The organism is Sphingopyxis lindanitolerans, from assembly GCF_002993885.1.
In the GTDB taxonomy this organism is placed as follows: Bacteria; Pseudomonadota; Alphaproteobacteria; order Sphingomonadales; family Sphingomonadaceae; genus Sphingopyxis; species Sphingopyxis lindanitolerans.
In genome coordinates this window covers 1,272,811-1,294,836 of record NZ_CM009578.1, presented here as the reverse complement: position 1 = coordinate 1,294,836, position 22,026 = coordinate 1,272,811, and the positions used below count along the sequence as shown (strand labels likewise).

Annotated in this window: 23 protein-coding genes and 1 tRNA gene; 13 read left to right on the top strand and 11 right to left on the bottom strand. The window is 67.2% G+C overall.

All coding sequences use genetic code 11. The annotated features are described in order from the left end of the window. Nucleotides 1–19: 19 nt before the first annotated feature. Nucleotides 20–1,126: a 3-dehydroquinate synthase gene (aroB, locus tag CVO77_RS06210; RefSeq protein WP_105998363.1), complete on the bottom strand. Its 1,107-nt coding sequence runs from the start codon at nucleotides 1,124–1,126 to the stop codon at nucleotides 20–22. Next, nucleotides 1,114–1,704 (bottom strand): shikimate kinase, encoded by a 591-nt coding sequence (locus tag CVO77_RS06205; protein ID WP_106000682.1) that lies wholly within the window; start codon nucleotides 1,702–1,704, stop codon nucleotides 1,114–1,116. Before CVO77_RS06205 ends, aroB begins: the two co-directional genes overlap by 13 nt. On the opposite strand from CVO77_RS06205, the gene CVO77_RS20980 reads away from it, so the two are divergent. The 5 genes from CVO77_RS20980 to CVO77_RS06185 all read left to right on the top strand — a co-directional run bounded on the left by CVO77_RS20980 (nucleotide 1,703) and on the right by CVO77_RS06185 (nucleotide 7,650). Next, nucleotides 1,703–1,978, top strand: a complete 276-nt coding sequence (locus CVO77_RS20980; RefSeq protein ID WP_146130831.1) for a hypothetical protein — start codon at nucleotides 1,703–1,705, stop codon at nucleotides 1,976–1,978. The genes CVO77_RS06205 and CVO77_RS20980 overlap by 2 nt on opposite strands. Further along, on the top strand, nucleotides 1,978–3,801 hold the full coding sequence (locus tag CVO77_RS06200) for a hypothetical protein (protein WP_105998362.1): 1,824 nt from the start codon (nucleotides 1,978–1,980) through the stop codon (nucleotides 3,799–3,801). Before CVO77_RS20980 ends, CVO77_RS06200 begins: the two co-directional genes overlap by 1 nt. 167 nt (nucleotides 3,802–3,968) lie before the next feature. Then, complete coding sequence (locus CVO77_RS06195; protein ID WP_105998361.1) at nucleotides 3,969–4,853, top strand: tyrosine recombinase; 885 nt, start codon at nucleotides 3,969–3,971, stop codon at nucleotides 4,851–4,853. Nucleotides 4,854–4,993: 140 nt separating this feature from the next. Continuing rightward, on the top strand, nucleotides 4,994–5,941 hold the full coding sequence (locus CVO77_RS06190; RefSeq protein WP_105998360.1) for an acetyl-CoA carboxylase carboxyltransferase subunit alpha: 948 nt from the start codon (nucleotides 4,994–4,996) through the stop codon (nucleotides 5,939–5,941). Nucleotides 5,942–6,156: 215 nt separating this feature from the next. Beyond that, nucleotides 6,157–7,650, top strand: a complete 1,494-nt coding sequence (locus tag CVO77_RS06185; RefSeq protein ID WP_192878874.1) for a M48 family metalloprotease — start codon at nucleotides 6,157–6,159, stop codon at nucleotides 7,648–7,650. A gap of 90 nt (nucleotides 7,651–7,740) precedes the next feature. Here CVO77_RS06185 and CVO77_RS06180 read toward each other — a convergent pair whose 3' ends face one another. Together CVO77_RS06180 and CVO77_RS06175 are read right to left on the bottom strand one after the other, a co-directional pair. After that, nucleotides 7,741–7,920, bottom strand: coding sequence for a Flp family type IVb pilin (locus tag CVO77_RS06180; protein WP_105998358.1), 180 nt, complete (start codon nucleotides 7,918–7,920; stop codon nucleotides 7,741–7,743). Between the two features lie 146 nt (nucleotides 7,921–8,066). Then, nucleotides 8,067–8,237 (bottom strand): Flp family type IVb pilin, encoded by a 171-nt coding sequence (locus CVO77_RS06175; protein WP_105998357.1) that lies wholly within the window; start codon nucleotides 8,235–8,237, stop codon nucleotides 8,067–8,069. 66 nt (nucleotides 8,238–8,303) lie between these two features. On the opposite strand from CVO77_RS06175, the gene CVO77_RS06170 reads away from it, so the two are divergent. Then, the gene (locus tag CVO77_RS06170) at nucleotides 8,304–8,732 is read left to right on the top strand and encodes a (deoxy)nucleoside triphosphate pyrophosphohydrolase (RefSeq protein ID WP_242446119.1); all 429 of its coding nucleotides are present in this window, start codon (nucleotides 8,304–8,306) and stop codon (nucleotides 8,730–8,732) included. 31 nt (nucleotides 8,733–8,763) lie between these two features. Here the strand turns inward: CVO77_RS06170 and CVO77_RS06165 are convergent, their stop codons facing one another. Continuing rightward, nucleotides 8,764–9,612 carry a methyltransferase domain-containing protein gene (locus CVO77_RS06165; protein ID WP_158258009.1) on the bottom strand — a complete coding sequence of 283 codons (849 nt, stop codon included), beginning with the start codon at nucleotides 9,610–9,612 and terminating at the stop codon, nucleotides 8,764–8,766. A gap of 55 nt (nucleotides 9,613–9,667) precedes the next feature. On the opposite strand from CVO77_RS06165, the gene CVO77_RS06160 reads away from it, so the two are divergent. The 6 genes from CVO77_RS06160 (at nucleotide 9,668) to CVO77_RS06135 (ending at nucleotide 14,234) form a co-directional block, all read left to right on the top strand. Next, complete coding sequence (locus CVO77_RS06160) at nucleotides 9,668–10,555, top strand: double zinc ribbon domain-containing protein (protein WP_146130830.1); 888 nt, start codon at nucleotides 9,668–9,670, stop codon at nucleotides 10,553–10,555. A 4-nt stretch (nucleotides 10,556–10,559) separates the two neighbouring features. Continuing rightward, complete coding sequence (gene grxC, locus CVO77_RS06155; protein WP_105998355.1) at nucleotides 10,560–10,820, top strand: glutaredoxin 3; 261 nt, start codon at nucleotides 10,560–10,562, stop codon at nucleotides 10,818–10,820. Between the two features lies 1 nt (nucleotide 10,821). Further along, nucleotides 10,822–11,289, top strand: a complete 468-nt coding sequence (locus CVO77_RS06150; protein ID WP_105998354.1) for a DUF1178 family protein — start codon at nucleotides 10,822–10,824, stop codon at nucleotides 11,287–11,289. A gap of 45 nt (nucleotides 11,290–11,334) precedes the next feature. Beyond that, nucleotides 11,335–11,411, top strand: a tRNA-Arg gene (locus tag CVO77_RS06145). A 184-nt stretch (nucleotides 11,412–11,595) separates the two neighbouring features. After that, nucleotides 11,596–12,927 carry a phosphotransferase family protein gene (locus CVO77_RS06140; RefSeq protein WP_105998353.1) on the top strand — a complete coding sequence of 444 codons (1,332 nt, stop codon included), beginning with the start codon at nucleotides 11,596–11,598 and terminating at the stop codon, nucleotides 12,925–12,927. 17 nt (nucleotides 12,928–12,944) lie between these two features. Next, on the top strand, nucleotides 12,945–14,234 hold the full coding sequence (locus CVO77_RS06135) for an acyl-CoA dehydrogenase family protein (RefSeq protein WP_105998352.1): 1,290 nt from the start codon (nucleotides 12,945–12,947) through the stop codon (nucleotides 14,232–14,234). 106 nt (nucleotides 14,235–14,340) lie between these two features. Here CVO77_RS06135 and CVO77_RS06130 read toward each other — a convergent pair whose 3' ends face one another. Continuing rightward, on the bottom strand, nucleotides 14,341–14,646 hold the full coding sequence (locus tag CVO77_RS06130) for an alkylphosphonate utilization protein (protein WP_105998351.1): 306 nt from the start codon (nucleotides 14,644–14,646) through the stop codon (nucleotides 14,341–14,343). An 8-nt stretch (nucleotides 14,647–14,654) separates the two neighbouring features. Next, nucleotides 14,655–15,404 (bottom strand): class I SAM-dependent methyltransferase, encoded by a 750-nt coding sequence (locus tag CVO77_RS06125; RefSeq protein ID WP_106000679.1) that lies wholly within the window; start codon nucleotides 15,402–15,404, stop codon nucleotides 14,655–14,657. A gap of 125 nt (nucleotides 15,405–15,529) precedes the next feature. Between CVO77_RS06125 and CVO77_RS06120 the strand changes: the two genes are divergently transcribed. Then, the gene (locus tag CVO77_RS06120) at nucleotides 15,530–17,269 is read left to right on the top strand and encodes an N-acyl-D-amino-acid deacylase family protein (RefSeq protein WP_105998350.1); all 1,740 of its coding nucleotides are present in this window, start codon (nucleotides 15,530–15,532) and stop codon (nucleotides 17,267–17,269) included. 19 nt (nucleotides 17,270–17,288) lie between these two features. Here CVO77_RS06120 and CVO77_RS06115 read toward each other — a convergent pair whose 3' ends face one another. From CVO77_RS06115 to nhaA, 4 genes are all read right to left on the bottom strand, one after another. Continuing rightward, nucleotides 17,289–18,416 carry an aminotransferase class V-fold PLP-dependent enzyme gene (locus CVO77_RS06115; RefSeq protein WP_105998349.1) on the bottom strand — a complete coding sequence of 376 codons (1,128 nt, stop codon included), beginning with the start codon at nucleotides 18,414–18,416 and terminating at the stop codon, nucleotides 17,289–17,291. Continuing rightward, nucleotides 18,413–19,180: a tryptophan 2,3-dioxygenase family protein gene (locus tag CVO77_RS06110; RefSeq protein ID WP_105998348.1), complete on the bottom strand. Its 768-nt coding sequence runs from the start codon at nucleotides 19,178–19,180 to the stop codon at nucleotides 18,413–18,415. Before CVO77_RS06110 ends, CVO77_RS06115 begins: the two co-directional genes overlap by 4 nt. 142 nt (nucleotides 19,181–19,322) lie before the next feature. Then, on the bottom strand, nucleotides 19,323–20,663 hold the full coding sequence (locus CVO77_RS06105; protein ID WP_242446118.1) for a hypothetical protein: 1,341 nt from the start codon (nucleotides 20,661–20,663) through the stop codon (nucleotides 19,323–19,325). After that, complete coding sequence (gene nhaA, locus CVO77_RS06100; RefSeq protein ID WP_105998347.1) at nucleotides 20,660–21,934, bottom strand: Na+/H+ antiporter NhaA; 1,275 nt, start codon at nucleotides 21,932–21,934, stop codon at nucleotides 20,660–20,662. The genes CVO77_RS06105 and nhaA overlap by 4 nt, the downstream gene beginning before the upstream one ends. Nucleotides 21,935–22,026 lie beyond the last annotated feature (92 nt).

Sequence of the window (22,026 nt, the reverse complement as noted above, 5' to 3'; positions counted from 1 at the left end):
CTCGCCATAACGGAGTGTTTTAGCCGGTTTGCTGCCCGTCCAGAAACACCGCCACGGCATCCAACCCATAATCCTCGGTGACGAAACTCTGCCCGATGCCGCGGGTCAGGATCAGCGGCAGCTTGCCGCCGCGCATCTTCTTGTCGTGCGTCATATGCGCGGCAAGGTCCGCGCCGCCGGTGTTGATGCCCGCGCTGGCCAGGCTGTGCGGCAGATCGACGCTGGCGAGATGGTCGCGCACACGCGCGGCATCCTCGGCCGGGCAAAGTCCGTTGGCGGCTGAAAATTGATGCGCGAGCACCATCCCGGCGGCGACCGCCTCGCCATGGAGCAGCCGGTCCGAATAGCCGGTTTCGGCCTCGAGCGCGTGGCCGAAGCTGTGGCCGAGGTTGAGCAATGCGCGAATATCCTGCGTCTCGCGCTCGTCGGCGGCGACGATCCGCGCCTTGGCGGCGACGCTGTGCGCGATCGCGTGCGCCCGCGCCGCGGCGTCGCCCGCCAGCAAGGCCGCGCCGTTCGCTTCGCACCAGGCGAAGAAATCGCCGTCGTCGATCAGGCCATATTTGACCACCTCGGCATAGCCCGCACCGAGTTCGCGGCGCGGCAGGGTGGCGAGCGTCGCCGGGTCGATCACCACCAGCGCGGGCTGGTGAAAGGCGCCGATCAGATTCTTGCCCGCCGCGACGTTGATCGCGGTCTTGCCGCCGACGCTGCTGTCGACCTGCGCGAGCAAAGTCGTGGGAAGCTGGATGAAGGCGCAGCCGCGCTTGACGATGCTGCACGCGAAGCCGACGAGATCGCCGATCACCCCGCCGCCGAGCGCGACGACATGGTCGCTGCGCTCGACCCCTTCGCCGATCAGCCATTCGGTCAGGCGCGCGAGCCCCGTCCAGCTTTTGGAGCTTTCACCCGCGGGCAGGACGAGCGACGAGACCGTAATTCCTTCCGCCGCCAGCGCGGCGCTCACCCTGTCCAGATAATGCGGCGCGACATGCGCGTCGGTGACGATCATCGTGCGCGGGCGCTTCAGCAGCGGGGCGACGTGGCGGCCGACCTCGCCGAGCAGCCCGTCGCCGATCAATATCGGGTAGCTGCGGTTGCCAAGCTCGACGGTCAGGCGTTCCATGTCGGATCTTCCCACTGTGACAGGGCCTCCAATATCGCGCGCACCGTATGTTCGTGCGGGCTGGACGCCGAGCTGACGCGGATATGCGCCTCGGCATAGATGGGGTTGCGGGTCGCGGCGAGTTCGCGGAGCACCTGCCCCGGATCGCGGTCCTTGAGCAGCGGGCGGTGGCTGCGCCGCGCGACGCGCTCGACCAGTGTCGGAACATCGGCGTCGAGCCAGATCGACAGGCTGCCCTTCAGGATCAGCGCGCGCGTCTCGTCATTGATGAAGGCGCCGCCGCCGGTGGCGAGGACATGCGGCCGCCCGGCGAGCAGCCGCGCGATCACGCGGCGTTCGCCGTCGCGAAAATGCGCTTCGCCGAATTTGGCGAACATCTCCGAAATCGTCATGCCCGCGGCGCGCTCGATCTCGTCGTCGGCGTCGGCGAAAGCCATGCCGAGGCGCTGTGCGAGGCGGCGGCCGATCGTCGATTTTCCCGATCCCATCAGCCCGACGAGCACGATCGACCGCGCGCGGATCGACGCGGGCAGGGCACCGGATGCGGCCGGGCCGGGGCTTTTCGGGTTTCGCGACATGGTGCGCGGGGCTATACCGCCGACGCCGCGCGGAACAATCACTTTCGCCGCGGGCACTTATGGGACGAACGGCGGGCATTGGATATTGCGCGGGACGGGCAGATCGGGAAAAGGCCGGTGGAGAGCGCGGCTTGCCGCCCCGGCGCTGCTGGTGCTGGGCTTCCTGCTGTTGCTCTTCTATCTGGGGCGGCCGATCGCGCCCCGAACGACCGAGGTGGACGTGACCGGCACAATCGCCCAAAGCGCCCAGAACGCGACCTCCAAGGATAGGTGATGACGAAAAAGCTGCTGACGCTGACTTTGGCCCTGTCGGGCACCGCGATGGCGGCGGCGCTGGTGCTGCCCGCGCTCGCGCAGGAATCGCTCCTGCCCGAAGGATTCGGCAATCCGTCGGATACGCCCGCGCCGAAACCGTCGCCGACTCCATCGTCAAGCCCGACCGCGACGCCCAAATCGCCGACCCCTTCGTCCACCTCTCCCGTGCCGGGCGTCGTCCCGCCCGCCGTCACCGCGACCGTCGCCGACGTGACGAGCGAGGAAGGGAGTGAAACCGGCGACGAGGAAGAGGTCGCGTCGGGCGGCCTGAAATACGACCTGCCGCCCGGCGCGCGGCGGCTGCTGTCGCGGATCGGGCCGCTGACCCCCGAAACCGGCGGCCTCGCCCCCGACGCCTTTGGCGTGCGCGGCCAATATGCGGCGGCGATCATGCGCAAGACCAATGGCGCGCTCGCCTCGCGCTGGGGGCAGATATTGCTGCGCCGCGCGCTGTCGTCGGCGATCGACACCCCCGACACGATCAACGGCGCCGACCTGGCCGCCGACCGCGCGGGGTTGCTGCTGCGCATGGGCGAATCGACCGCCGCGCGCTGGATCGTCCAGTCGGTGGATTATGACCGCGCCAGCCCGCGGCTCGTCCAGGTCGCGCAGCAGACGTTTCTTGCCAACGCCGATCCGGCGGGGCTCTGCCCCTATGTTCCCGCCGGCCTCGCGCATGGCGAGGAGCAATCGTGGCGGCTGGCGTCGGCGATCTGCGCCGGGCTGTCGGGCGAAGCGGGCCCGGCAGGCTGGGCGATCGGGCGCGTCCGGTCGAGCGGCAAGATCAGCAATTTCGACATATTGCTTGCCGAGCGCGTGCTCGGCGCGACCGGCGCGGGCCGCCGCTCGACGACGATCGAATGGGACAAGGTCGACCGGCTGACGAGCTGGCGCTTTGGAATGGCGACCGCGACCGCGATCGACATCCCCGCCGCGCTGCGCGCCGGCGAACCCGCCTATATGCGCGGCTGGACCGTGCTGGCGCCGATGACCGACATGGCCAACCGCATCGCCGCGGCGCCCGACGCGGCGGCGCGCGGGGTGCTGTCGAGCGAGGCCTATGTCTCGCTGCTCAGCGCGGCGTCGAGCGAGGAAGAGCCGCCCGAGGCGATCGCGGCCCAGCTTGGCGAGTTGCGCGATGCTTTCGGCTCGGCGACCGGGACCGAACGCTATGCCGCGATGCAGGGATTGTGGGCCGCGGGATCGACCCCGGCGCAGCGCTATGCCGCGCTGGTCGCGACCGCGCGCGCCGCGGCGGGACTGCCGACCGGCACCGACGTCGGCAGCGATCCGTGGCAGCTCATGGGATCGATGCTCGCCGCCGGTTACGACGCCAACGCACTGGCGTGGGTGCAGAAACTCGACGTCGGCAGCCGCGCCTGGGGCGTGATGGCGGTCGGGTCGCCGCGCGCGCTGAACGGCGTGAGCGCGGGCAGCATCAGCAATTTTTCCGGGAACGACGACAGCGCCGACTATCTGCGCTCGAAATTCCTCGTCGCCGGGCTGGCGGGTCTTGGCCGTCTCGACGCCGGGCAGGCCGCATCGGCGGCGGGCGACCTCGACATGACCCTCGGCAAACAGACGCGCTGGTCGCGGGCGATCATGGCGGCGGCCGAGCGGCGCGAACCGGGCATGGTCGCGCTGATCGCGGCGGCGGGGATGCAGGGCGACTGGTCGAAGATCCCGCCCTATCACCTCTATTACATCACCCGCGCGCTCCGCGACGTCGGGCTCGAAGCCGAAGCGCGGATGATCGCCGCCGAAGCGCTGGTGCGTGTCTGAATTAACGGCCGGAGCGGCGCACGCTCGTTGCGTTCCCCATCATCCATTCGCCCTGAGCTTGTCGAAGGGCCGTTCTTTCTTTCGGGCGTCGAAGAGAAGAACGGCCCTTCGACAAGCTCAGGGCGAATGGAAAACTTGGGGAGCGTATTTGTTGCGCGGGCCGTGCCATGTCTGACGGCGTTCTGATCGACCGCTTTCTGGAGATGATGGCGGCCGAGCGCGGGGCGTCGCGCAACACGCTTGCCGCCTACAAGCGCGATCTGGAGCAGGCGGCGGAGAGGATAAGCGGCTCGTTGGGCGATGCCGACGCCGATGCGCTACGCGGGCTGATGGCGGGCTATGCTCCGCTCGCGGCGAGCAGCGCGGCGCGCAAATTATCGGCGTTACGGCAATTTTTTTCCTTTCTGCTCGACGAGGGCGATCGGGCCGACAATCCGGCGCTCGACATCGCGCGTCCGGCGACGCGGCGACCGCTGCCGCGCATCCTGACCCACGACGATGTCGAACGGCTGTTCGCGCAGGCGAGCGAGGAGGCGGGGGGCGAGGCGCCGCCCGTCCATGCGGTGCGCATGCTGTTGCTGCTTGAACTGTTATACGGATCGGGCCTGCGCGCGAGCGAGCTTGTGTCGCTGCCGCGCCGCGCGGTCGCGGGCGGGCGCGAGTTTCTGATCATTCGGGGAAAGGGCGACAAGGAACGGCTGGTGCCGCTGTCGGCGCGCGCGCGCGAGGGCCTCGACCGCTGGCTGCCCCTGCTCACCGGCGCCGCACCGTGGCTTTTTCCGTCGGGAAAGGCACATCTGTCGCGCGTTCGGCTGTTCCAGATGCTGCGCGAACTGGCGGCGCGCGCCGGGATCGATCCGACCGCGATCAGCCCGCATGTGCTGCGCCACGCCTTTGCCACGCATCTGCTCGAAGGCGGGGCGGATTTGCGCGCGCTGCAACTGATGCTCGGCCACGCCGACATCGCGACGACCGAGATTTACACCCATGTCGACAGTCGCCGGCTGGTCGAGCTGGTGAACAACCGGCATCCGCTGGCGCGGATGAAATGATCGATTCTCCAATAGAGACCCGATTCCCCGAGCGAAGCCGAGGGGCTCGTTCGAGCGAAGCGAGAACCCGCCGGGGAATCGGGTTCATTCAGATTTGCTCCGGCGTTGACCTCGCCCGGCCTTCGCACTAGCGCTCGCCTATGACAGCCTTTCTGGATTTCGAGAAACAGGTCGCGGCGCTCGATCGGCAGATCGCCGAACTGCGCGAAATGGGGGATGATCCCTCGCTCAATATCGACGGTGACATCGCGCGGCTGGAGGACAAATCCTCGAAATTGCTGCGCGACATCTATTCCAAGCTGACGCCGTGGCAAAAGACGCAGGTCGCGCGCCACCCCGACCGGCCGCATTTCAAACATTATGTCGCGGATATGTTCGACGACTGGATGCCGCTGGCGGGCGACCGCAATTTCGGCGACGACCAGGCGATCCTCGGCGGACTCGCGCGCTTCCGCGGCCGCCGCGTGATGGTGATCGGGCACGAAAAGGGCGACGATATCCCGTCGCGGATGAAGCATAATTTCGGCATGGCGAAGCCCGAGGGCTATCGCAAGGCGATCCGCCTGATGCAGCTTGCCGACCGTTTCGGCCTGCCGGTGGTGACGCTGGTTGACACCTCGGGCGCCTTTCCCGGCATCCAGGCCGAGGAGCGCGGGCAGGCCGAGGCGATCGCGCGCTCGACCGAGCAATGCCTTGCCCTTGGCGTGCCGATGATCGCCGCGATCGTCGGCGAGGGCGGTTCGGGCGGCGCGATCGCGCTGGCGGCGGCCAACCGCGTGCTGATGTTCGAACATGCCGTCTATTCGGTGATCTCGCCCGAAGGTTGCGCGTCGATCCTGTGGCGCACGTCGGACAAGGCGGCCGACGCCGCGACCGCGATGAAGATGTCGGCGCAGGATCTGCTCGGCCTCAAGATCATCGACCGCATTGTTCCCGAACCCGTCGGCGGCGCGCACCGCGCGCCCGAGGCGGCGATCCAGTCGCTCGGCGACGCGATCGCGCAGGAACTCGATTCGCTTGCCGGACTGCCGCGCGAGACGATATTGAGCGCGCGCGAGGAGAAATTTCTGGCGATGGGGCGGGGTTGAAGAGGCCCGACGGAACCGGATCATGTGTGTTTGCGTTCGCACATAGACCCGCTTGGTCAGGGGAGCTCGGTTGCTTAGAAATATCCTGTGCTCCCGCGAAGGCGGGAGCCCATCACCGGATGGTGCTATTTTGAACCCGTCGGAGATGGGTCCCCGCCTTCGCGGGGGCACACTGAAGGACGTAACGGATCGGCAAGGCATAGGGAGGCGCCCAAATGAAGCGGGGGATTAGACAGGGGCTTGCGGCGGCGCTGGCTGTCACCATGTTCGGAAGCGCTGCTGCCGACGCGCAGCTCAAGGCGATCCGTACCCAGACGAACATCACCCCCGCCGAACGCAAACAGGGCGATGAGGCGCATCCGCAACTGCTCGCCGAATTCGGCGGCGCCTATAATGGCCCGCAGGCGGCCTATGTGAACCGGATCGGGCAGAATATTGCGGTCCAGTCGGGGCTGTCGCGCTCGCCCCGGGACTTTACCGTCACCTTGCTCAACTCGCCGGTGAACAACGCCTTCGCGATCCCCGGCGGCTATGTCTATGTCACCCGCCAGCTGATGGCGCTGATGAACGATGAGGCCGAGCTGGCCGGCGTGCTGGGGCACGAAGTCGGCCATGTCGCTGCGCAGCACAGCAAGAAGCGCCAGTCGGCGGCGACGCGAAACACCATCCTTGGCGTCCTTGGCGCGGTGATCGGCGGCGCGATCGGCGACAATGGCGGGCTGCTGGGCGGGCTGGGCGGGCTGCTCCAGAACAATGCGATGCAGGTCGCGCAGATGGCGACGCTCGGCTATTCGCGCGGGCAGGAGCTTGAGGCCGATCAGCTCGGCGTCCAATATCTGAAGCGGGCGGGCTATGACCCGCTCGCGCTGTCGACGATGCTCGCCAGCCTCGCCAACCAGACCAATCTCGAGGCGCGATTGTCGGGCGGTGATGCGCGCTCGCTCCCCGAATGGGCGAGCACCCACCCCGATCCCGCCTCGCGCGTTCGCAATGCCGAGAGCCTTGCCGCGAAGGTCGGGCGCGGCGGCGTGCGCAACGCCGCTGCCTTTCTGGCATCGGTCGACGGGGTGCTTTATGGCGACGATCCCGCGCAGGGCGTGGTCGAGGGGCGCGATTTCCTGCATCCCGATCTTCGGCTCAAATTCACCGTGCCGAACGGCTATGGCATGCAGAATGGCGCCACCGCCGTTTCGGTCAGCGGCAATGGCGGCCAGGCGCAATTCACGACCGCGGCCTATAATGGCGACATGAACGCCTATATCGCGGCGGCATTCAAGGCGGTGGCCGGTGAGGCCTCGCTGAGCCCGGGCAGCATCCAGCGCACGACGGTGAACGGGATTCCCGCTTATTATTCGGTCGCCCGCGCCAACACCCAGTCGGGGCAGGTCGATGTCACCGTCTTCGCCTATGAATTTTCGCGCAGCAGCGCCTTTCACTTCGTGACGCTCACGAAAGCGGGCGGCGCCAGCGTCTTCAATCCGATGTTCAACAGCGTCCGCCGCCTGAGCGCGAGCGAAGTGGCGGCGATCCGGCCGCGAAGGGTCGATGTCGTCACCGTCGGCCGCGGCGATACCGTCGCGACGCTGGCGCGGCGCATGGCCTATAAGGACTATCAGACCGAACGGTTTCAGGTGCTCAATCGCCTGACCGCATCGAGCCGGCTGACGCCGGGGCAGAAGGTCAAGATCGTCGTTTATGCCAGCCGATAGAATCGGCGGTGCACGAAAAAGGGGCGGTGGCCTGAGCCACCGCCCCCTTTTTGACGCTCGCGCGATGAGGCGCGAGAAGCCTTTCGGCTATTAGGACGCCGGTGCCGTCTCGCCAAGGTTGGTCGCGACGTCCGTGAAGGTGTTCTTCACGCCGTTGCCGACGGCGCCCATCGCGGTGATGCCGGCGACGGCGATCAGAGCGGCGATCAGGCCGTATTCGATGGCGGTCGCGGCCTTGGTGTCGCGAACGAATTTCTTGATGAATTTCATGACTGGTCTCCTGATGCTTCACTTACCCTGTTGACGGTCTGGTCTGGGTCAACGGTCCGGGTTTATGAGAAATAGGTTTTGAAAATCTTAATGGCCGGGGGCCGCAATAGGGTGCGGCCGAGTCCCGTTGCTGGACAGTCAGTCGCTTACATCGCCTGGTCTGTGTTGGAAGAAATCTTGTTCCACATGGTGATGGTTGAGCTTCCGACGGCGCTCATCGCGCCCATCGCAGCAATAAATATCAGGGCCAGTATCAGCCCATATTCGACGGCTGTCGCGGCTCTGGTCGACCGCAGCAGCCCATGAATCCTGTTCATTGTTCCGCCCCTGATAACAGTTATAGTTCCCGAGGCTTTCGAGGGTCGCATAGGAGGGTTAATAATTTGTCCGTGTCCAACGGCGAAAAGGCCGCAGTTTCCATCCTCACCGTCGTCGCCGCGGCGCTCGTCGATCGCGATGGACGGCTGCTCGTCCAGCAGCGCCCCGAAGGCAAGCCGATGGCGGGTCTGTGGGAATTTCCCGGCGGCAAGATCGAACCCGGCGAGACGCCCGAACGCGCGCTGATCCGTGAACTGGCCGAGGAGCTGGCGATCGATGTCGACCATAGCTGCCTAGCCCCCGCCTGCTTCGCGAGCGATACGCTGGGCGAACGACATCTGCTGCTCTTGCTCTATGTCTGCCGCAAATGGCGCGGGACGCCGCAGCCGGTGCATGCAAGCGCGCTGCGCTGGGTGCGGCCGGTCGAACTGCACGGCCTTGCCATGCCGCCCGCCGATCTGCCGCTGATCGGGCTGATCGAGGCGCTGGTTTAGAGCGTTGCCCCCGCCTCCGCGGGGGCGACGGTCACTTTTTCGGTTTCAGCGCCTCCGCAAGCGAGGCCGAGCCGCTGCCGCGGCGCGCGGGTTGCGGTTGGTCGGGGTGCGGCGCCCAGCCGCTGAAATGGATCAGGCGAAAAATTTCGGCGATGCGCCCGTCGGGGTCGGCCTGCGCCGCGAAGGCGGCGGCGATCCGCGCCGCTTCGTCGCGCGTCAGCGGTGGCGGGGCGGGAGAGAGGCGGCTCGACAGACCCGCAGCGCGCAGGTCGCGGACCAGCGCGAACCAGTCGCCATAGCGCACGGTCAGCGTATCGACATCGACCACCGGCAGCGCAAAGCCGGTGCGCTGGAGCAGATTGCCCATCGACGACAGGTCGATCTGCGGGTGAAGCCGCGCGATCGATCGAACGCCGTCGCTCATCACCGCGCGGCGCTGGCGCGGCAGGCTGCCGTCGCCGACGAACGCGCCGAGGAGCAGGCCGTCGGGCGCGAGCAGCGCGCGCAGGCGGACGAGCGCGTCCGGCACGTCGTTCACCGCCTCGAACCCGCCCGGCCAGACGATCAGGTCAAAGCTGGCGAGCGGCAGGTCGATCGCATCGACTTCACCGACAAGCGCGCCCGTCGCTTCGGCCAGCCGCGGTCCGGCCTCGAACAGGGTGAGACCGGTCCCGGTCGCGCGCAGCTGGTCCGCCAGCGCCGCATCATGCGCCCCGATCAGCAGCGTGCGCGAAAACGTCCGCGTCACCATCGACAATCGGTCGAGCAATGTGTCGGCGACGATCGGCGCGATGAAATTGGCGGCGGCGGGCAGCCGCGCCATGCGATCGCGCTGCGCGGCATGGCGGGCGGTGGAGAAAAGCGGGGGAGGCTGCGACATACGCGCGCTTGTGCCGCCCCCGGCGATGCTTCACAAGGGTGACATGACGACGGCCATGCGTGATGTCGAAATCGACACGCCCGCTGTGGCGGAAACCGGGTCGGAAACCGGGGCGGGGCAGGCGCTGCGCCGTATCTTGCGGACGGCCGGACGCGCCGCGCTCGATTATGCGCTGCCGCCGCGCTGTCCCGGGTGCGGGGTGATCGTCGGCGAAGACCGGCAATTCTGCCTGACCTGCTGGTCGTCGTTGCATTTTCTCGACGGTCCCGCCTGCGCGCGCTGCTCGATTCCGCTGCCGACGGCGTTGCCCGGCGTCGTGGTCGAATGCGGTGCGTGCATGGCCGATGCGCCGCCGTTCGACGGCGCTCCTGCGGCGGTCGCCTATGGCCCGGTCGCGCGCACCGTCGCGCTGCGCCTCAAATATGGGCGGCGGACCGGGCATGCGCGGCTGATGGCGCAATTGATGGCGCGCCCGCTGGCGGGGCTCGGTGAGGGCGGCGCGGGCGAAGCGATGCTGCTGGTGCCGGTGCCGCTCCATCGCTGGCGGCTCTGGTCGCGCGGCTTCAACCAGGCGGCGCTGGTCGCCGACGCGCTGGCGCGGCTGACCGGCGCCGCGCACGATCCGCACCTGCTCGTCCGCGCGAGGGCGACGGCGATGCTGCGCGGCAAAGGGCGGCGCGAGCGCGAGCGGATCGTCGCGGGCGCCTTTGCGCTGGCGCCCGACGCGCGGGCGCGGGCGGCGGGGCGGCATCTGGTGCTGATCGACGATGTCCATGCGAGCGGCGCGACGCTGCGCGCGGCGGCGCGGGCGCTCCGGCGCAGCGGCGCGGCGCGCATCTCGGCGCTCAGCTGGGCGCGCGTCGTTCCCGATGCGCTGATGACCAGCAACATATTTGACTTTGCGTCGTTGGATTCCGATATCGATGCCGAAAGGATTGGATAGCCGCATGGCGAAGATCGAAATCTATACGAAGGCCTTTTGTGGATATTGCGCGCGCGCCAAGGCGCTGCTCGACCGCAAGGGCGCCGCTTATCGCGAAATCGACGTGACGATGGATCGCGCCGGGTTCGATGCGATGGTCGCGCGCGCGGGCGGCGGGCGCACCGTGCCGCAGATTTTCATCGACGATCGTCCCATCGGCGGTAGCGACGCCCTCGCGGCGATCGAGGCGAAGGGCGAACTCGACGCGCTGTTGAAAGCTGACTGAGATGATCGTTTTCGACCTTAGCTGCGCCATCGGCGAACATCGGTTCGAGGCCTGGTTCGCAAGCAGCGACAGTTTCGCCGACCAGCAGGCGCGCGGGTTGATCGCCTGCCCGATCTGCGGCGACGCCGATGTCCGCAAGGCGGCGATGGCGCCGCGCGTCGGCGCGAAGTCGAACCAGGCGGTCGCGGCGCCCGCCGCCGCTCCGCCGGCCAATGCCGCCGAGCCCACGCCCGAACTGGTGCGCAAGGTGCTCGCCGAGATCGCGGCCAAACAGGCCGAGATGTTGCCGCAGTCGCGCTGGGTCGGCCGCGATTTCGCCGACGCGGCGCGCGCGATGCACGAAGGGCGCGCGGCGGAGGATCTGATCCACGGTCAGGCCTCGCCCGACGAAGCGCAGGCGCTGCGCGATGACGGTATCGCGGCGATGCCGCTGCTCGTCCCGATCATTCCCCCCGACGCGGTCAATTGATCGCGATTGACGCTGCGCGCGCCACGCCGCTAAACGAGCCGCGGCGCGCCCGTAGCTCAGCAGGATAGAGCACCAGATTCCTAATCTGGGGGCCATGGGTTCGAATCCCGTCGGGCGCACCATTTTTCAGCGGCTTAGCGTTTTTCGGCGCCGGTGCTGTGTTCCGTTTCTTGCGTTGCTCGCTGTTTTCGGTCCGACCCCACGCGTCGAGCTCAGCGAATCTCCATACGCCATGGACGCCGCGCGGCGGGTCGCCATATGCGATTGCAGCTTGCGGCCCCCGAAAATACTTAGCAAGGGGAAGCAATGACCGACCTCTCCGAACCGCTTTTTGCCTTCATGACGCGCACTGCCGGACCCGGCGCGCTTTCGGGGCTGTCCCGCCTGTCGGGCGGGGCCAACATGGAAAGCTGGGCCTTCGATTGGGCCGATCGGTCTTATGTGCTCCGCCGCGCACCGTCGGCCGAATATATGGAGGGGCGGCCTTATGGTCACCCGGTCGAGGCGGCGCTGGTCCAGGCGGCGCATGCCGGCGGGGTCAAGGCGCCCGAGGTCGTCGGCGTGCTGGGCGATGCCGACGCCATGGGCACCGGCTATGTGATGCGCCGCGTCATCGCCGAGGTCAGCCCGGCGAAGATATTGCCGTCGCCGCCGCCGTCGCTCGTCGCCGATCTGGGCCGCGAACTCGCGCATATCCACGCCTTGCCGCGCGCGGTGGTTCCGGCCGGAATCCCGGTGATGGATACCGCCGCCGCGCTCGCCGAACTGAAGGCGCGCTTCCTGTCCTATGGCGGCGACCGCCCGGCGATCGCGCTCGCGGTCAAATGGTGCGAGGATCATCTGCCCGAACCCGTCGATCCGGTGCTCGTCCATGGCGATTACCGGATGGGCAATGTGATGGTCGACGCCGACGGCCTGGCGGCGGTGCTCGACTGGGAACTCGCGCATCTTGGCGATGCGCACGAGGATCTGGCGTTCGGCTGCATGACGGTGTGGCGCTTCGGCCGGCTCGACCGGCCCGCGTTCGGGGTCGGCAGCCTCGCCGATTATTTCGCTGCCTATGAGGCCGCGGGGGGCGGCCAGGTCGATCCGGCGCGGTTCAAATATTGGCTCGTCTACCGGACGCTCTGGTGGGCGCTCGGTTGCCTTCAGATGGGGCAGGCGTGGCGCAGCGGCGCCGACACGACGGTCGAGCGCGTGGTGATCGGCCGCCGCACCGCCGAACAGGAACTCGACCTGATCCGGCTTCTCGAAGAAGAGGCGCCCGCGGCGGAACGGCAGCGCGCCCTGCCGCCGTCGCCCGATGCCGCGTCTGCCCCGACGGGCGAGCCGACCAACCGCGAGATGGTGCAGGCGGTGCGCGACTGGATCGAGGGGGCGATCAAGCCGACGTCGCAAGGCCATGGCAAGTTCGAAGCGGTCGTCGCGATGAACGCGCTCGGTATCGTCATGCGCGACCTCGACGCCGATATTCGCGCCGAGGATGCGGCGCTCGCGGGGGCCCTGCTGTCGGGTGGGGCGACGCTGGCCGAGCCCGGCTTGCTTGCGAAGCTGCGCCGCGCGGCGCTCGACAAATGCGCGGTCGACAGCCCGAAATATGCCGCGCTCGCGGCGGCGCGCGGCGAATGGCGCGGATAGATCATAGGAGAGTGACGATGGATTTTGCGATGCCCGCCGACTTGCAGGCCTATCTCGATGAGCTGGATGCGTTCATCGAGGCCGAGATCAGGCCGCTCGAACTGGCCGACGACAATATCCGCTTCTTCGACCACCGCCGCGAACATGCGCGCACCGACTGGGACAATCAGGGGCTGCCGCGCCACGAGTGGGAACAGCTTTTGAAGCAGGCGACACGAAAGGCCGACGCCGCGGGGCACTGGCGTTTCTCGGCGCCGAAGCAATATGGCGGCAAGGACGGGTCGAACCTGTGGATGGCGGTGATCCGCGAGCATTTCGCGGCGAAAGGCCTCGGCCTCCACAATGATCTTCAGAACGAGCATAGCATCGTCGGCAATTTCCCCTTCGTCGCGATGTTCGAACAATTCGCGACGAGCGACGAGCAGAAACAGGAATTCATCCTCGGCGGGTTCGAGGGGCGCCGCCGCACCGCCTTCGGCCTGACCGAACCCGACCATGGCAGCGACGCGACCCACATGGAAACGCGTGCGGTGCGCGAGACCCGCGACGGCGTCGACGGCTGGCGGATCGACGGCCGCAAGATGTGGATCACCGGCATGCACGTCGCGACCCACTGCGCGACCTTCTGCCGCACGAGCGGCGAGGATGGCGATGCAAAGGGCATCACCTGCCTGCTCGTGCCGACGGGAACCGAGGGCATGACAGTCGACGAATATATGTGGACCTTCAACATGCCGACCGACCATCCGCGCATGACCTTCACCGACGTCTGGGTGCCCGACAGCGCGCGGCTCGGGCCGGTCGATGGCGGGCTGGCGATCGCGCAAAGCTTCGTCCACCAGAACCGCATCCGCCAGGCGGCGTCATCGCTGGGCGCGGCGGTGTTCTGCATCGAGGAAAGCGTCAAATATGCGCGCGAGCGCAAGCCGTTCGGCGAAGCGCTGGCAAAGAATCAGGCGATCCAGTTCCCGCTCGTCGAGCTGGCGACGCAGGCCGAAATGCTCCGCCTCCTCATCCGCAAGACCGCGTGGGACATGGACAATACTCCGCACAAGGAGATCGAGCGCACGCTGTCGGACAAGGTCAGCATGTGCAATTACTGGGCGAACCGGCTCGTCTGCGAAGCCGCCGACCGCGCGATGCAGGTCCATGGCGGAATCGGCTATTCGCGCCACAAACCCTTCGAGCATATCTATCGCCACCACCGCCGTTATCGGATCACCGAAGGGGCCGAGGAGATTCAGATGCGCAAGGTCGGGGCCTATCTGTTCGGCTATTTGGGGCCGCGTAAGGGGACGCTGGGGTAGGCAAAGCCGTCGCCTCCGCGAAGGCGGAGGCCGCCGGCGGGATGGGACCGCGCCATCGTGACAAGCCGACAGCGGCCCCCCGCCTTCGCGGGGGGCGACGGTTGTTTTACCGCTTCCGCACGAACTCCGCGCGCAGCACCAGCCCCTTGATGCCTTCGTGGCGGCAGTCGATTTCCTGCGCGTCGCCGGTCAGGCGGATCGATTTGATCACCGTGCCGACCTTCAGCGTCTGCCCCGCGCCCTTGACGGTCAGATCCTTGACCAGCACGACCGAATCGCCGTCGGCGAGCAGATTGCCGACCGCGTCGCGCACTTCGGGGCCTGCCGCCGCGGCGGCGTCGCGCGCGGCGATATCGCTCGCGGACAGCCATTCGCCGCTCGCTTCGTCATAGACATAATCATCGTTACTCATGTTGGTCCTTATTTCGGTTTACGGAATCGAAGGGTGAACTGGTCGGTCTTACCCCGGATCGCGGGGTCGAAAACATTCGCGGTGCGCGGGTCGTCGGGGCGCTTGTAGAGATCGCTCTCCGCCTCGAGCGCAAAGCCTGCCTTGGTCAGCGCCGCGACTACCGCCGCCTTGTCGATGCGGTGAAGGCTGTCGGACAGCGTCGTGCCGCTGCCATCCGCCGCGCTATGATCGACGACGACGAGCGTTCCGCCGGGCTTCAGCGCCGCGAACAGCGCCGCGCTTGCCTTGGCGCCGGTGCCTTCGGGGAAGGGTTTCAGATAGAGATCGTGGAAATTCTGCACGGTGATGATCGTGTCGAGCGGCACCGGAAAGGCGGGCGCCGCGAACGGCCCGGCGACCGCGTCGACATTGGCATAAGCGGCGTCGATCGCCGCCTGGTCGTCGCCATATTGCTTCTTGAAGCCGATGAACTCGGCGGGCTGGAAGGCATAGACTTTGCCCGAAGAGCCGACCGCGCCGGCGAGGATGCGGGTCAGATAGCCGCCGCCCATGACGAAATCACCGACCTTTTGCCCCGGCGTCACGCCCGCGAAGGCGAGCAATTCGGCGGGTTTGCGCGCGGCATCGCGCTCGCGGTCGGCGGCGGGGCGCGCCGGATCGGCGAGCGCGGCGCTGTAATCGGGGGTAGCGGTCTGCTGTGCGGCGAGCGGCGGCGCGGCGGTCGCGAGGAGGAGGGCGAGGGTAAGCGAGCGGATCATGGCGGCGACTCCCGTTGGTTTCGGCGCGCCATCATAGCGTTTCATCGCTCCCGCCGGGCGATTATTTGCACATCGCGATTTTGATGATAGGTTTCGTCCTGAAACCAAAAATCGGGAGAGCTGGGATGTATGATCTGGTGATTCGCGGCGGCACGGTCGTCGACGGTTCGGGTGGAACACCCTTTGTCGCGGATGTCGCGGTCGAGGGCGATCGCATCGTCGCGGTGGGCGAAAGCCTGGGCGCAGGCCGCGAGGAGGTTGATGCCAGCGGCAAGATCGTCACCCCCGGCTTCGTCGATGTTCACACCCATTATGACGGGCAGGCGACGTGGGACGCCGAAATGGCGCCGTCGAGCTGGCACGGCGTCACCACCGTCGTCATGGGCAATTGCGGCGTCGGCTTCGCGCCCGCCAAGCCCGACCGCCACGACTGGCTGATCAGCCTGATGGAAGGCGTCGAGGATATTCCTGGCACCGCGCTCGCCGAGGGCATGTCGTGGGACTGGGAAACCTTCCCCGAATATATGGACGCGCTTGAAAAGCTGCCGCGCACCGTCGATGTCGCCTGCCACGTCCCGCACGGCGCGGTGCGCGCCTATGTGCTGGGCGACCGCGAAAAGCCGGGCGCGATCCCGACCGATGCCGACATCGCCGAAATGTCGCGCATCGTCGAGGAAGGCGTGCGCGCGGGCGCGCTCGGTTTCTCGACCAGCCGCACCGTGCTGCACAAGTCGATCGACGGCGAACTGGTCCCCGGCACCACCGCGACCGCGGAGGAGCTGATCGCGATCGGCCGCGCGATGGGCCGCGTCGGGTACGGCGTGTTCGAAATGGCGAGCGATCTGAAGCGCGAGTGGAACGAGTTTCAGTGGATGGGCGATTTGAGCCGCGAAACCGGGTTGCCGGTGACCTTCGCCGCGCTCCAGTCGATCGCCAAGGAATTGCCGCTCGAGGAACAGATCGAGGAAATGCGGCGCCAGAATGCGACCGGCGCCAACATCGTCGCGCAGATCGCGCTGCGCGGCAACGGCATCATCATGGCGTGGCAGGGCACGGTCCACCCGTTCCGCTTCAAGCCCGCATGGAACGAGATCATCGACCTGCCGTGGGACCAGCAGCTCGCGAAGCTCCGCGACCCGGCGTTCAAGGCGCGGATGATCGAAGAGGATAATGTCTGGCCCGAAAGCGACATCATCGATTTTCTGAAAATCGTCGCGCTCGGCTGGCCGGTGCAGTTCGAAATGGACCCCGATTTCAACTATGAGCCGAAGATGGACGAAAGCATCATGGCGCGCGCCACGGCGGCGGGGGTCAGCCCGTCCGAATATGCCTATGACCTGCTGATGAAGGACGAGGGCAAGGGATTCATCTATTTCCCGATCCTCAATTATCGCGACGGCAACCTCGATTTCCTCGAGGATTTGCAGGCCGCCGACGATACGGTGAACAGCCTGTCCGACGGCGGCGCGCATTGCGGGACGATCTGCGACGCCGCCTCGCCGACCTTCATGCTCCAGCATTGGGTCCGCGACCGTAAGGGGAACCGCGTCGCGCTTGAACAGGCGATCAAGCGCCAGTGCCGCGACACCGCGATGCTCTATGGGCTGGAGGATCGCGGGGTGCTGGCGCCGGGCTACCTTGCCGATCTCAACGTCATCGATATGGATGCGATCAAGCTCGGCAAGCCCTGGCTCGCTTTCGACCTGCCCGCGGGCGGCAAGCGCCTGCTGCAAAAGGCCGACGGCTATGTCGCGACGATCAAGTCGGGCGTCGTGACCTTCCGCGACGGCGCGATGCAGGGCCCGACCCCCGGCGGCGTGATCCGCGGCCCGCAGCGCGTCGAACTGGCGATCGCGGCGGAGTAATCCCACCTCGCCATCACGATCAACTGAAAGCCATCGCCACCTTCTCCACATCGTCCGCGCTATTATAGGCATGGAACGATAGCCTCAGGATCGTGCCCCTGAAATCGGCGCTTATCGTATGTTCAGCGAGCGCCGCCGCGACGCGCGGCTGGTCGATGCCGGTGTCGATGCAGAGTGTCCCGCCGATGTCGCCAGTCGGCCAGCGCCATTGGGGTGTCCGGGCTTCGAGCGCGTCGCGCAGCATCGTCTGCAACGCCAGATTATGCGCGCGGACCCGCTCGATGCCAATGCTTGCAATCTCCGCGATGCCCGCCGCCGACAGGATGAGCGGCGCGACGTCGGGTGTGCCGCCCCACCAGCGCCGCGCGTCGGGGGCATAGCGGAAGTCGCTTATGTCCATCTCGAACGGATTTTCATGGCTCCACCAGCCGCGCTCCATGGGCGAGAGCATAGTGCGGTCGTGCGGAGCGACCCACAGCCACCCCGCGCCGGGGCCGCCACACAGCCATTTGACGCTGGTGCCGAGCGTCGCGTCGACGCCCCACGCCGCCGGCGTCACCGGCACCACCCCGACCGACTGCGCGCAGTCGGCGACGCAGCGCGCCCCGGCCGCCCTCGCGGCGGCGGCAACGGCGGCGATGTCGGTGAGCGCGCCGCTGTTCGAGCTGACGTGCATCGCGATCATCAGCGCGACATCGTCGCCCAGCATCGCCGTCCAGTTCGCGACGTCGCGAACGTCGGCACCGCCCGGCAGGTAGCGCGTCGTCCAACCCGCCGCTTCGAGCCCGCTCGCGACATAGCCGATCGTCGGAAAGGCGCTCGGCGCGAGCAGGATCGTGCGGCGGCTGGTCGCTGTCCCAAGCGCCGAGATATAGCGCGACAGGCCCGCGCTGACGTTGGTCGCGGGGCAGAGGTCGCGCGCCTCGACCCCGATCAGCGCGGCCAGCGCCGCGCGCCATGTATCGATCGCGCCGAGCCAGTCGGGCCACGCCTCGCCCGTCTCGCGCCACGGCGCCAGCAGCCCGTCGCGGAGCGCCGCCTCCGCCGCGCGCGGCTGGCAACCGACGCTGTGGCTCTTGAGATAGGTCGCGCCCGGCGGCAGGTGGAAGCGGCCGCGGACCGCTTCCGGCAGCAGCGAACCCGTCACAGCCCGCTGCCGTGCCCGGCCGCCGACGCGCCGCTGATGCTGTCGCGCTTGACGCCATATTGGGCGCCCCAGCGGTCGGTCATCGCGGCGCGAACGTCCCACAGTTCGGGAAAGAAACGATGGCGCATCCCGGCGTCGAGCAATTCGACCGGCCGCCCCTTGAGCGATTTCGACCCCATGCCGATCGAGCGGTGGATGAGCTGGATATGGTGGGCGCGGAAAAGCTGGAACTGCTCGTCATATTCGACCATCGCCTCGGCGACCATATAGGCCTCGTCATGCCGGTAGCCGGTGTCATAGACGTCGGCGACACTACGCCCGGCGACATCGAGATAGGCGGCCTTGTAACGCGCCCAAAGCGGCTGGGGCAGGGTGAGGAGAAGCTGGAAACCCGGACTTTCCTGCCCTGACCCGTTGCCGAGCAACAGGCGGATCGACTGATAGTCGAAGGGGCTCATCGTCTCGAGCAGCGAAAGCTGATCGGTCATCAGCCGCATGATGCGGTTGACCCGATCGAACAGCGACAGGACGCGCATCGTCTCGCCCGCCGCCATATGGCCGTCGATCTCGGTGAGAGTGAAGGCGATGAGCTTCATCCACAATTCCTCGACCTGGTGGACGATCTGGAACTGCAATTCGTCGGGGGTGCACAGGTCGGCGAGCGGCTTTTGGCATTCGAGCAAGCGGTCGACCGCGAGGTAAACGCCATAATCCTTCATGTCGGGCGTCTCGATACGGCGATGGATATTGTCTTTGTCGAGCATGATCTGCTCCTTTCGGCTTGGGCACGGAGATTGACGGAAGGCGCGCGAGGAGGCGCGCCGGATCGTCAGCCGCGCGGTGTCACGCCCGCCGGCGGGCGGCGGGGCGAACCCGCCTGGCCGAGCCACAAAAGGGGCGCCGCCTTCATCGGCGGAGCAGGTCCGCCGGCAGCGTCGGTTCACCGATGATCTTCGCCATGCGCCGCCACATTTCGTCCCGGTCCGGATTGCCGCGTTCGACATAGCCGCGAACCATTGCTTCGCCGAGTCCGTAATTGATTACATAGCTGCGATATTGTTCGGTGAAGCGAACCGACCGGTCGGCGCGCCCGGGCGACATCAGCAGATATTTCTGGGTGAGCGCGACCGCCGCCGCGCGGTCGATCGCGCCGTCGAGATATTGCTGGGCGATCGTCAGGCGCGCGCCGGACAGCGCGTCGATTGCCTTCAGGAGCTGCCAATAGCGGTCATCGGACGGGGTCGTGATTTCGGCGATCGGCATCAATATGTCGCGCTCGGTATCGGCCCTGCTCGCGCCGGGAAAGGCGAGATCGACGCCGTAACTGGCGCTGCCCTCGGCGATCAGGCTTTGCGGGCTGTAAAGCGGATAGATGCTGTATTCGGCCCAGCCGCGCCCATTTACCAGTTGTTCTTCAAGCTTCATGTTGAGGAGGTGGTGGCCGGGATACCCTTCGTGACAGCCGAGAGTGAGCGCGTGTGACAGGGGGATCGGCAAGTCGGTGTTCGCCTGGATCAGGCTGTGATAGCCGCCCTGATAATAATTATAGCCGCTCCAGCTTTTTCCCGTGACGAATTCCAGCCGGAAACTCTCGCCCTCGGGCATCGGGATATGCGCCATGCTGCGGCCCCGGCAGCGCGCTATGGCGGCGTCGAGCGTCTGTCGCAGCCGGTCCTTGGGGATAATGAAATGGTCGAGATAGGCCTCGACCCGCGCCGCGAGCGGGCCGTCACCGGGGGCCAGTGCCTCGACTTGGATGAGGTCGCCGTCATAGCTGGCGAGCGGTTTCAGCACCGGCCGCACCCCGAACAGCCGTTCGGCCTCGTCGGCGAAGGCGAAATGGGTTCCCTGCATCATCAGCAGGCGCGTTTCGGCAGCGCGAAGCTGCGCGCGCAGAAAGGCTGCGCGGCGGCGCTCCATGGGATCGGACCGGCGGCGCACGGCGAGTTCGAGCCGCGCCGCCAGCGCGCGCGTCGCGGCGAGCAGCGCGGCCTTGTCGCGCGGCGCGGCTTCGGCGGCGGCCTTGACGTCCGCCGGGCCGTAATAGGCGTCGATATAGCCATCCTCATGCGTGCCGATTTCGAGGCTCAATGTCACATAGGCGGCGGCGATGTCGTTCATCGCCTGCGAAGAGACCGGCGCGCGGCGGACGTCGATCGACGCGACGCCGGTGGCGGGCCGCTCGGCCTTGGTGGCCGCGCAGCCGGTGAGCATCAGCACGAGGAAAAGGGCCAAAGCGCGCTTCACGCGACCACCTCGGACGTGTCGCGCACGTCGCCGTCGGCGACGATCTCGTCCTCGCTTGCGGCTTCGACCCCGTCATGATCGGGATGCGGGGGAGCGAAACGGAGCAGGGCGTAGCCGATCAGCGCGGCGGCGAACGATCCCGCCAGCACGCCGATCTTGGCCTCGTCGACCAATTCGGGCGCGCCCGGAAAGGCGAGGCCGCCGATGAACAGGCTCATCGTGAAGCCGATGCCGCAGAGCACCGCGACCGCATGGATTTGCCGCCAGGTCGCGCCGCGCAGCTTGCCCGCGATGCCGAGCCTCACCGACAGCCAGACGCTGCCGAAAATGCCGACCTGCTTGCCGAGGAACAGCCCGGCGGCGATGCCGAGCGGCAGCGGCGAGAGCAACTGGTCGCTGCCCAGCCCGCGAATATCGACCCCGGCGTTGACGAAACCGAAGACGGGCACGATTGCGAAGGCGACCCACGGGTGCAGCGCATGTTCGAGCCGGTGGAGCGGCGACGCCTGGCTGTCGGGCGCGCCGGGGGTGCGGTCGAGCGGGATCGTCATCGCCGCGAGCACGCCCGCGATCGTCGCGTGGACCCCCGACAGCAGCATCGCATACCAGAGGCAGGCGAAGAGCAGCAGATAGACGAGGAGGTGCCGGACCCCGCCGCGATTGCAGGCGAACATCACGCCGAGCAGCGCCGCCGCGGCGCCGAGCGCGACGAGGTTGATCTGGGCGGTATAGAAAAGCGCGATGATCGCCACCGCGCCCATGTCATCGACGATCGCAACGGTGACGAGGAACAGCTTGAGCGACGTCGGCGCGCGCTTGCCGAGCAGTGCGAGCACCCCCATCGCAAAGGCGATGTCGGTCGCGGCAGGGATCGCCCAGCCCTGCGCGAGGCCCGGCGTGCTCCCTGCGAAGAGCAGGTAGAGCAGCGCGGGCACCGCCATTCCCGCGGCGGCGGCGATGAACGGAAGCCGCCGCCGGTCCCAGCTAGCGAGGCGGCCATCGACGAACTCGCGCTTGATCTCGAGCCCGACGAGCAGGAAAAAGACCGCCATCAGCCCGTCATTGACCCACAGATGGACCGTCATCGGCCCCAGCTTGTCGCTGAGCGTGGGGCCGGTCACCGCGTGAACCAGATGGTGATAGGCCTCCCCCAGCGTCGAATTCGCGACAATCATCGCCAATATGGCTGCGAAAATCAGCAGTATTCCGCCCGCGCTTTCACTCGCGAGAAAGTCGCGCAGGACCGAGCGAGGGGCTGAATTGCTGGACATAGGCGACGCGGTGACCCTCTTGATCCGAAAGAGAGCCGCTTTACTAGCGCCACGGTGGCCGGGCGTCACCCTTTACAAAAATTAACAGTCAG

Bases quoted from the DNA above. Each gene is read 5' to 3' on its own strand.
- aroB (WP_105998363.1), bottom strand. From the start codon at position 1,126: ATGGAACGCCTGACCGTCGAGCTTGGCAACCGCAGCTACCCGATATTG.
- CVO77_RS20980 (WP_146130831.1), top strand. From the start codon at position 1,703: ATGGTGCGCGGGGCTATACCGCCGACGCCGCGCGGAACAATCACTTTC.
- CVO77_RS06205 (WP_106000682.1), bottom strand. From the start codon at position 1,704: ATGTCGCGAAACCCGAAAAGCCCCGGCCCGGCCGCATCCGGTGCCCTG.
- CVO77_RS06200 (WP_105998362.1), top strand. From the start codon at position 1,978: ATGACGAAAAAGCTGCTGACGCTGACTTTGGCCCTGTCGGGCACCGCG.
- CVO77_RS06195 (WP_105998361.1), top strand. From the start codon at position 3,969: ATGTCTGACGGCGTTCTGATCGACCGCTTTCTGGAGATGATGGCGGCC.
- CVO77_RS06190 (WP_105998360.1), top strand. From the start codon at position 4,994: ATGACAGCCTTTCTGGATTTCGAGAAACAGGTCGCGGCGCTCGATCGG.
- CVO77_RS06185 (WP_192878874.1), top strand. From the start codon at position 6,157: ATGAAGCGGGGGATTAGACAGGGGCTTGCGGCGGCGCTGGCTGTCACC.
- CVO77_RS06180 (WP_105998358.1), bottom strand. From the start codon at position 7,920: ATGAAATTCATCAAGAAATTCGTTCGCGACACCAAGGCCGCGACCGCC.
- CVO77_RS06175 (WP_105998357.1), bottom strand. From the start codon at position 8,237: ATGAACAGGATTCATGGGCTGCTGCGGTCGACCAGAGCCGCGACAGCC.
- CVO77_RS06165 (WP_158258009.1), bottom strand. From the start codon at position 9,612: ATGTCGCAGCCTCCCCCGCTTTTCTCCACCGCCCGCCATGCCGCGCAG.
- CVO77_RS06160 (WP_146130830.1), top strand. From the start codon at position 9,668: ATGCGTGATGTCGAAATCGACACGCCCGCTGTGGCGGAAACCGGGTCG.
- grxC (WP_105998355.1), top strand. From the start codon at position 10,560: ATGGCGAAGATCGAAATCTATACGAAGGCCTTTTGTGGATATTGCGCG.
- CVO77_RS06150 (WP_105998354.1), top strand. From the start codon at position 10,822: ATGATCGTTTTCGACCTTAGCTGCGCCATCGGCGAACATCGGTTCGAG.
- CVO77_RS06140 (WP_105998353.1), top strand. From the start codon at position 11,596: ATGACCGACCTCTCCGAACCGCTTTTTGCCTTCATGACGCGCACTGCC.
- CVO77_RS06135 (WP_105998352.1), top strand. From the start codon at position 12,945: ATGGATTTTGCGATGCCCGCCGACTTGCAGGCCTATCTCGATGAGCTG.
- CVO77_RS06130 (WP_105998351.1), bottom strand. From the start codon at position 14,646: ATGAGTAACGATGATTATGTCTATGACGAAGCGAGCGGCGAATGGCTG.
- CVO77_RS06125 (WP_106000679.1), bottom strand. From the start codon at position 15,404: ATGATCCGCTCGCTTACCCTCGCCCTCCTCCTCGCGACCGCCGCGCCG.
- CVO77_RS06120 (WP_105998350.1), top strand. From the start codon at position 15,530: ATGTATGATCTGGTGATTCGCGGCGGCACGGTCGTCGACGGTTCGGGT.
- CVO77_RS06110 (WP_105998348.1), bottom strand. From the start codon at position 19,180: ATGCTCGACAAAGACAATATCCATCGCCGTATCGAGACGCCCGACATG.
- nhaA (WP_105998347.1), bottom strand. From the start codon at position 21,934: ATGTCCAGCAATTCAGCCCCTCGCTCGGTCCTGCGCGACTTTCTCGCG.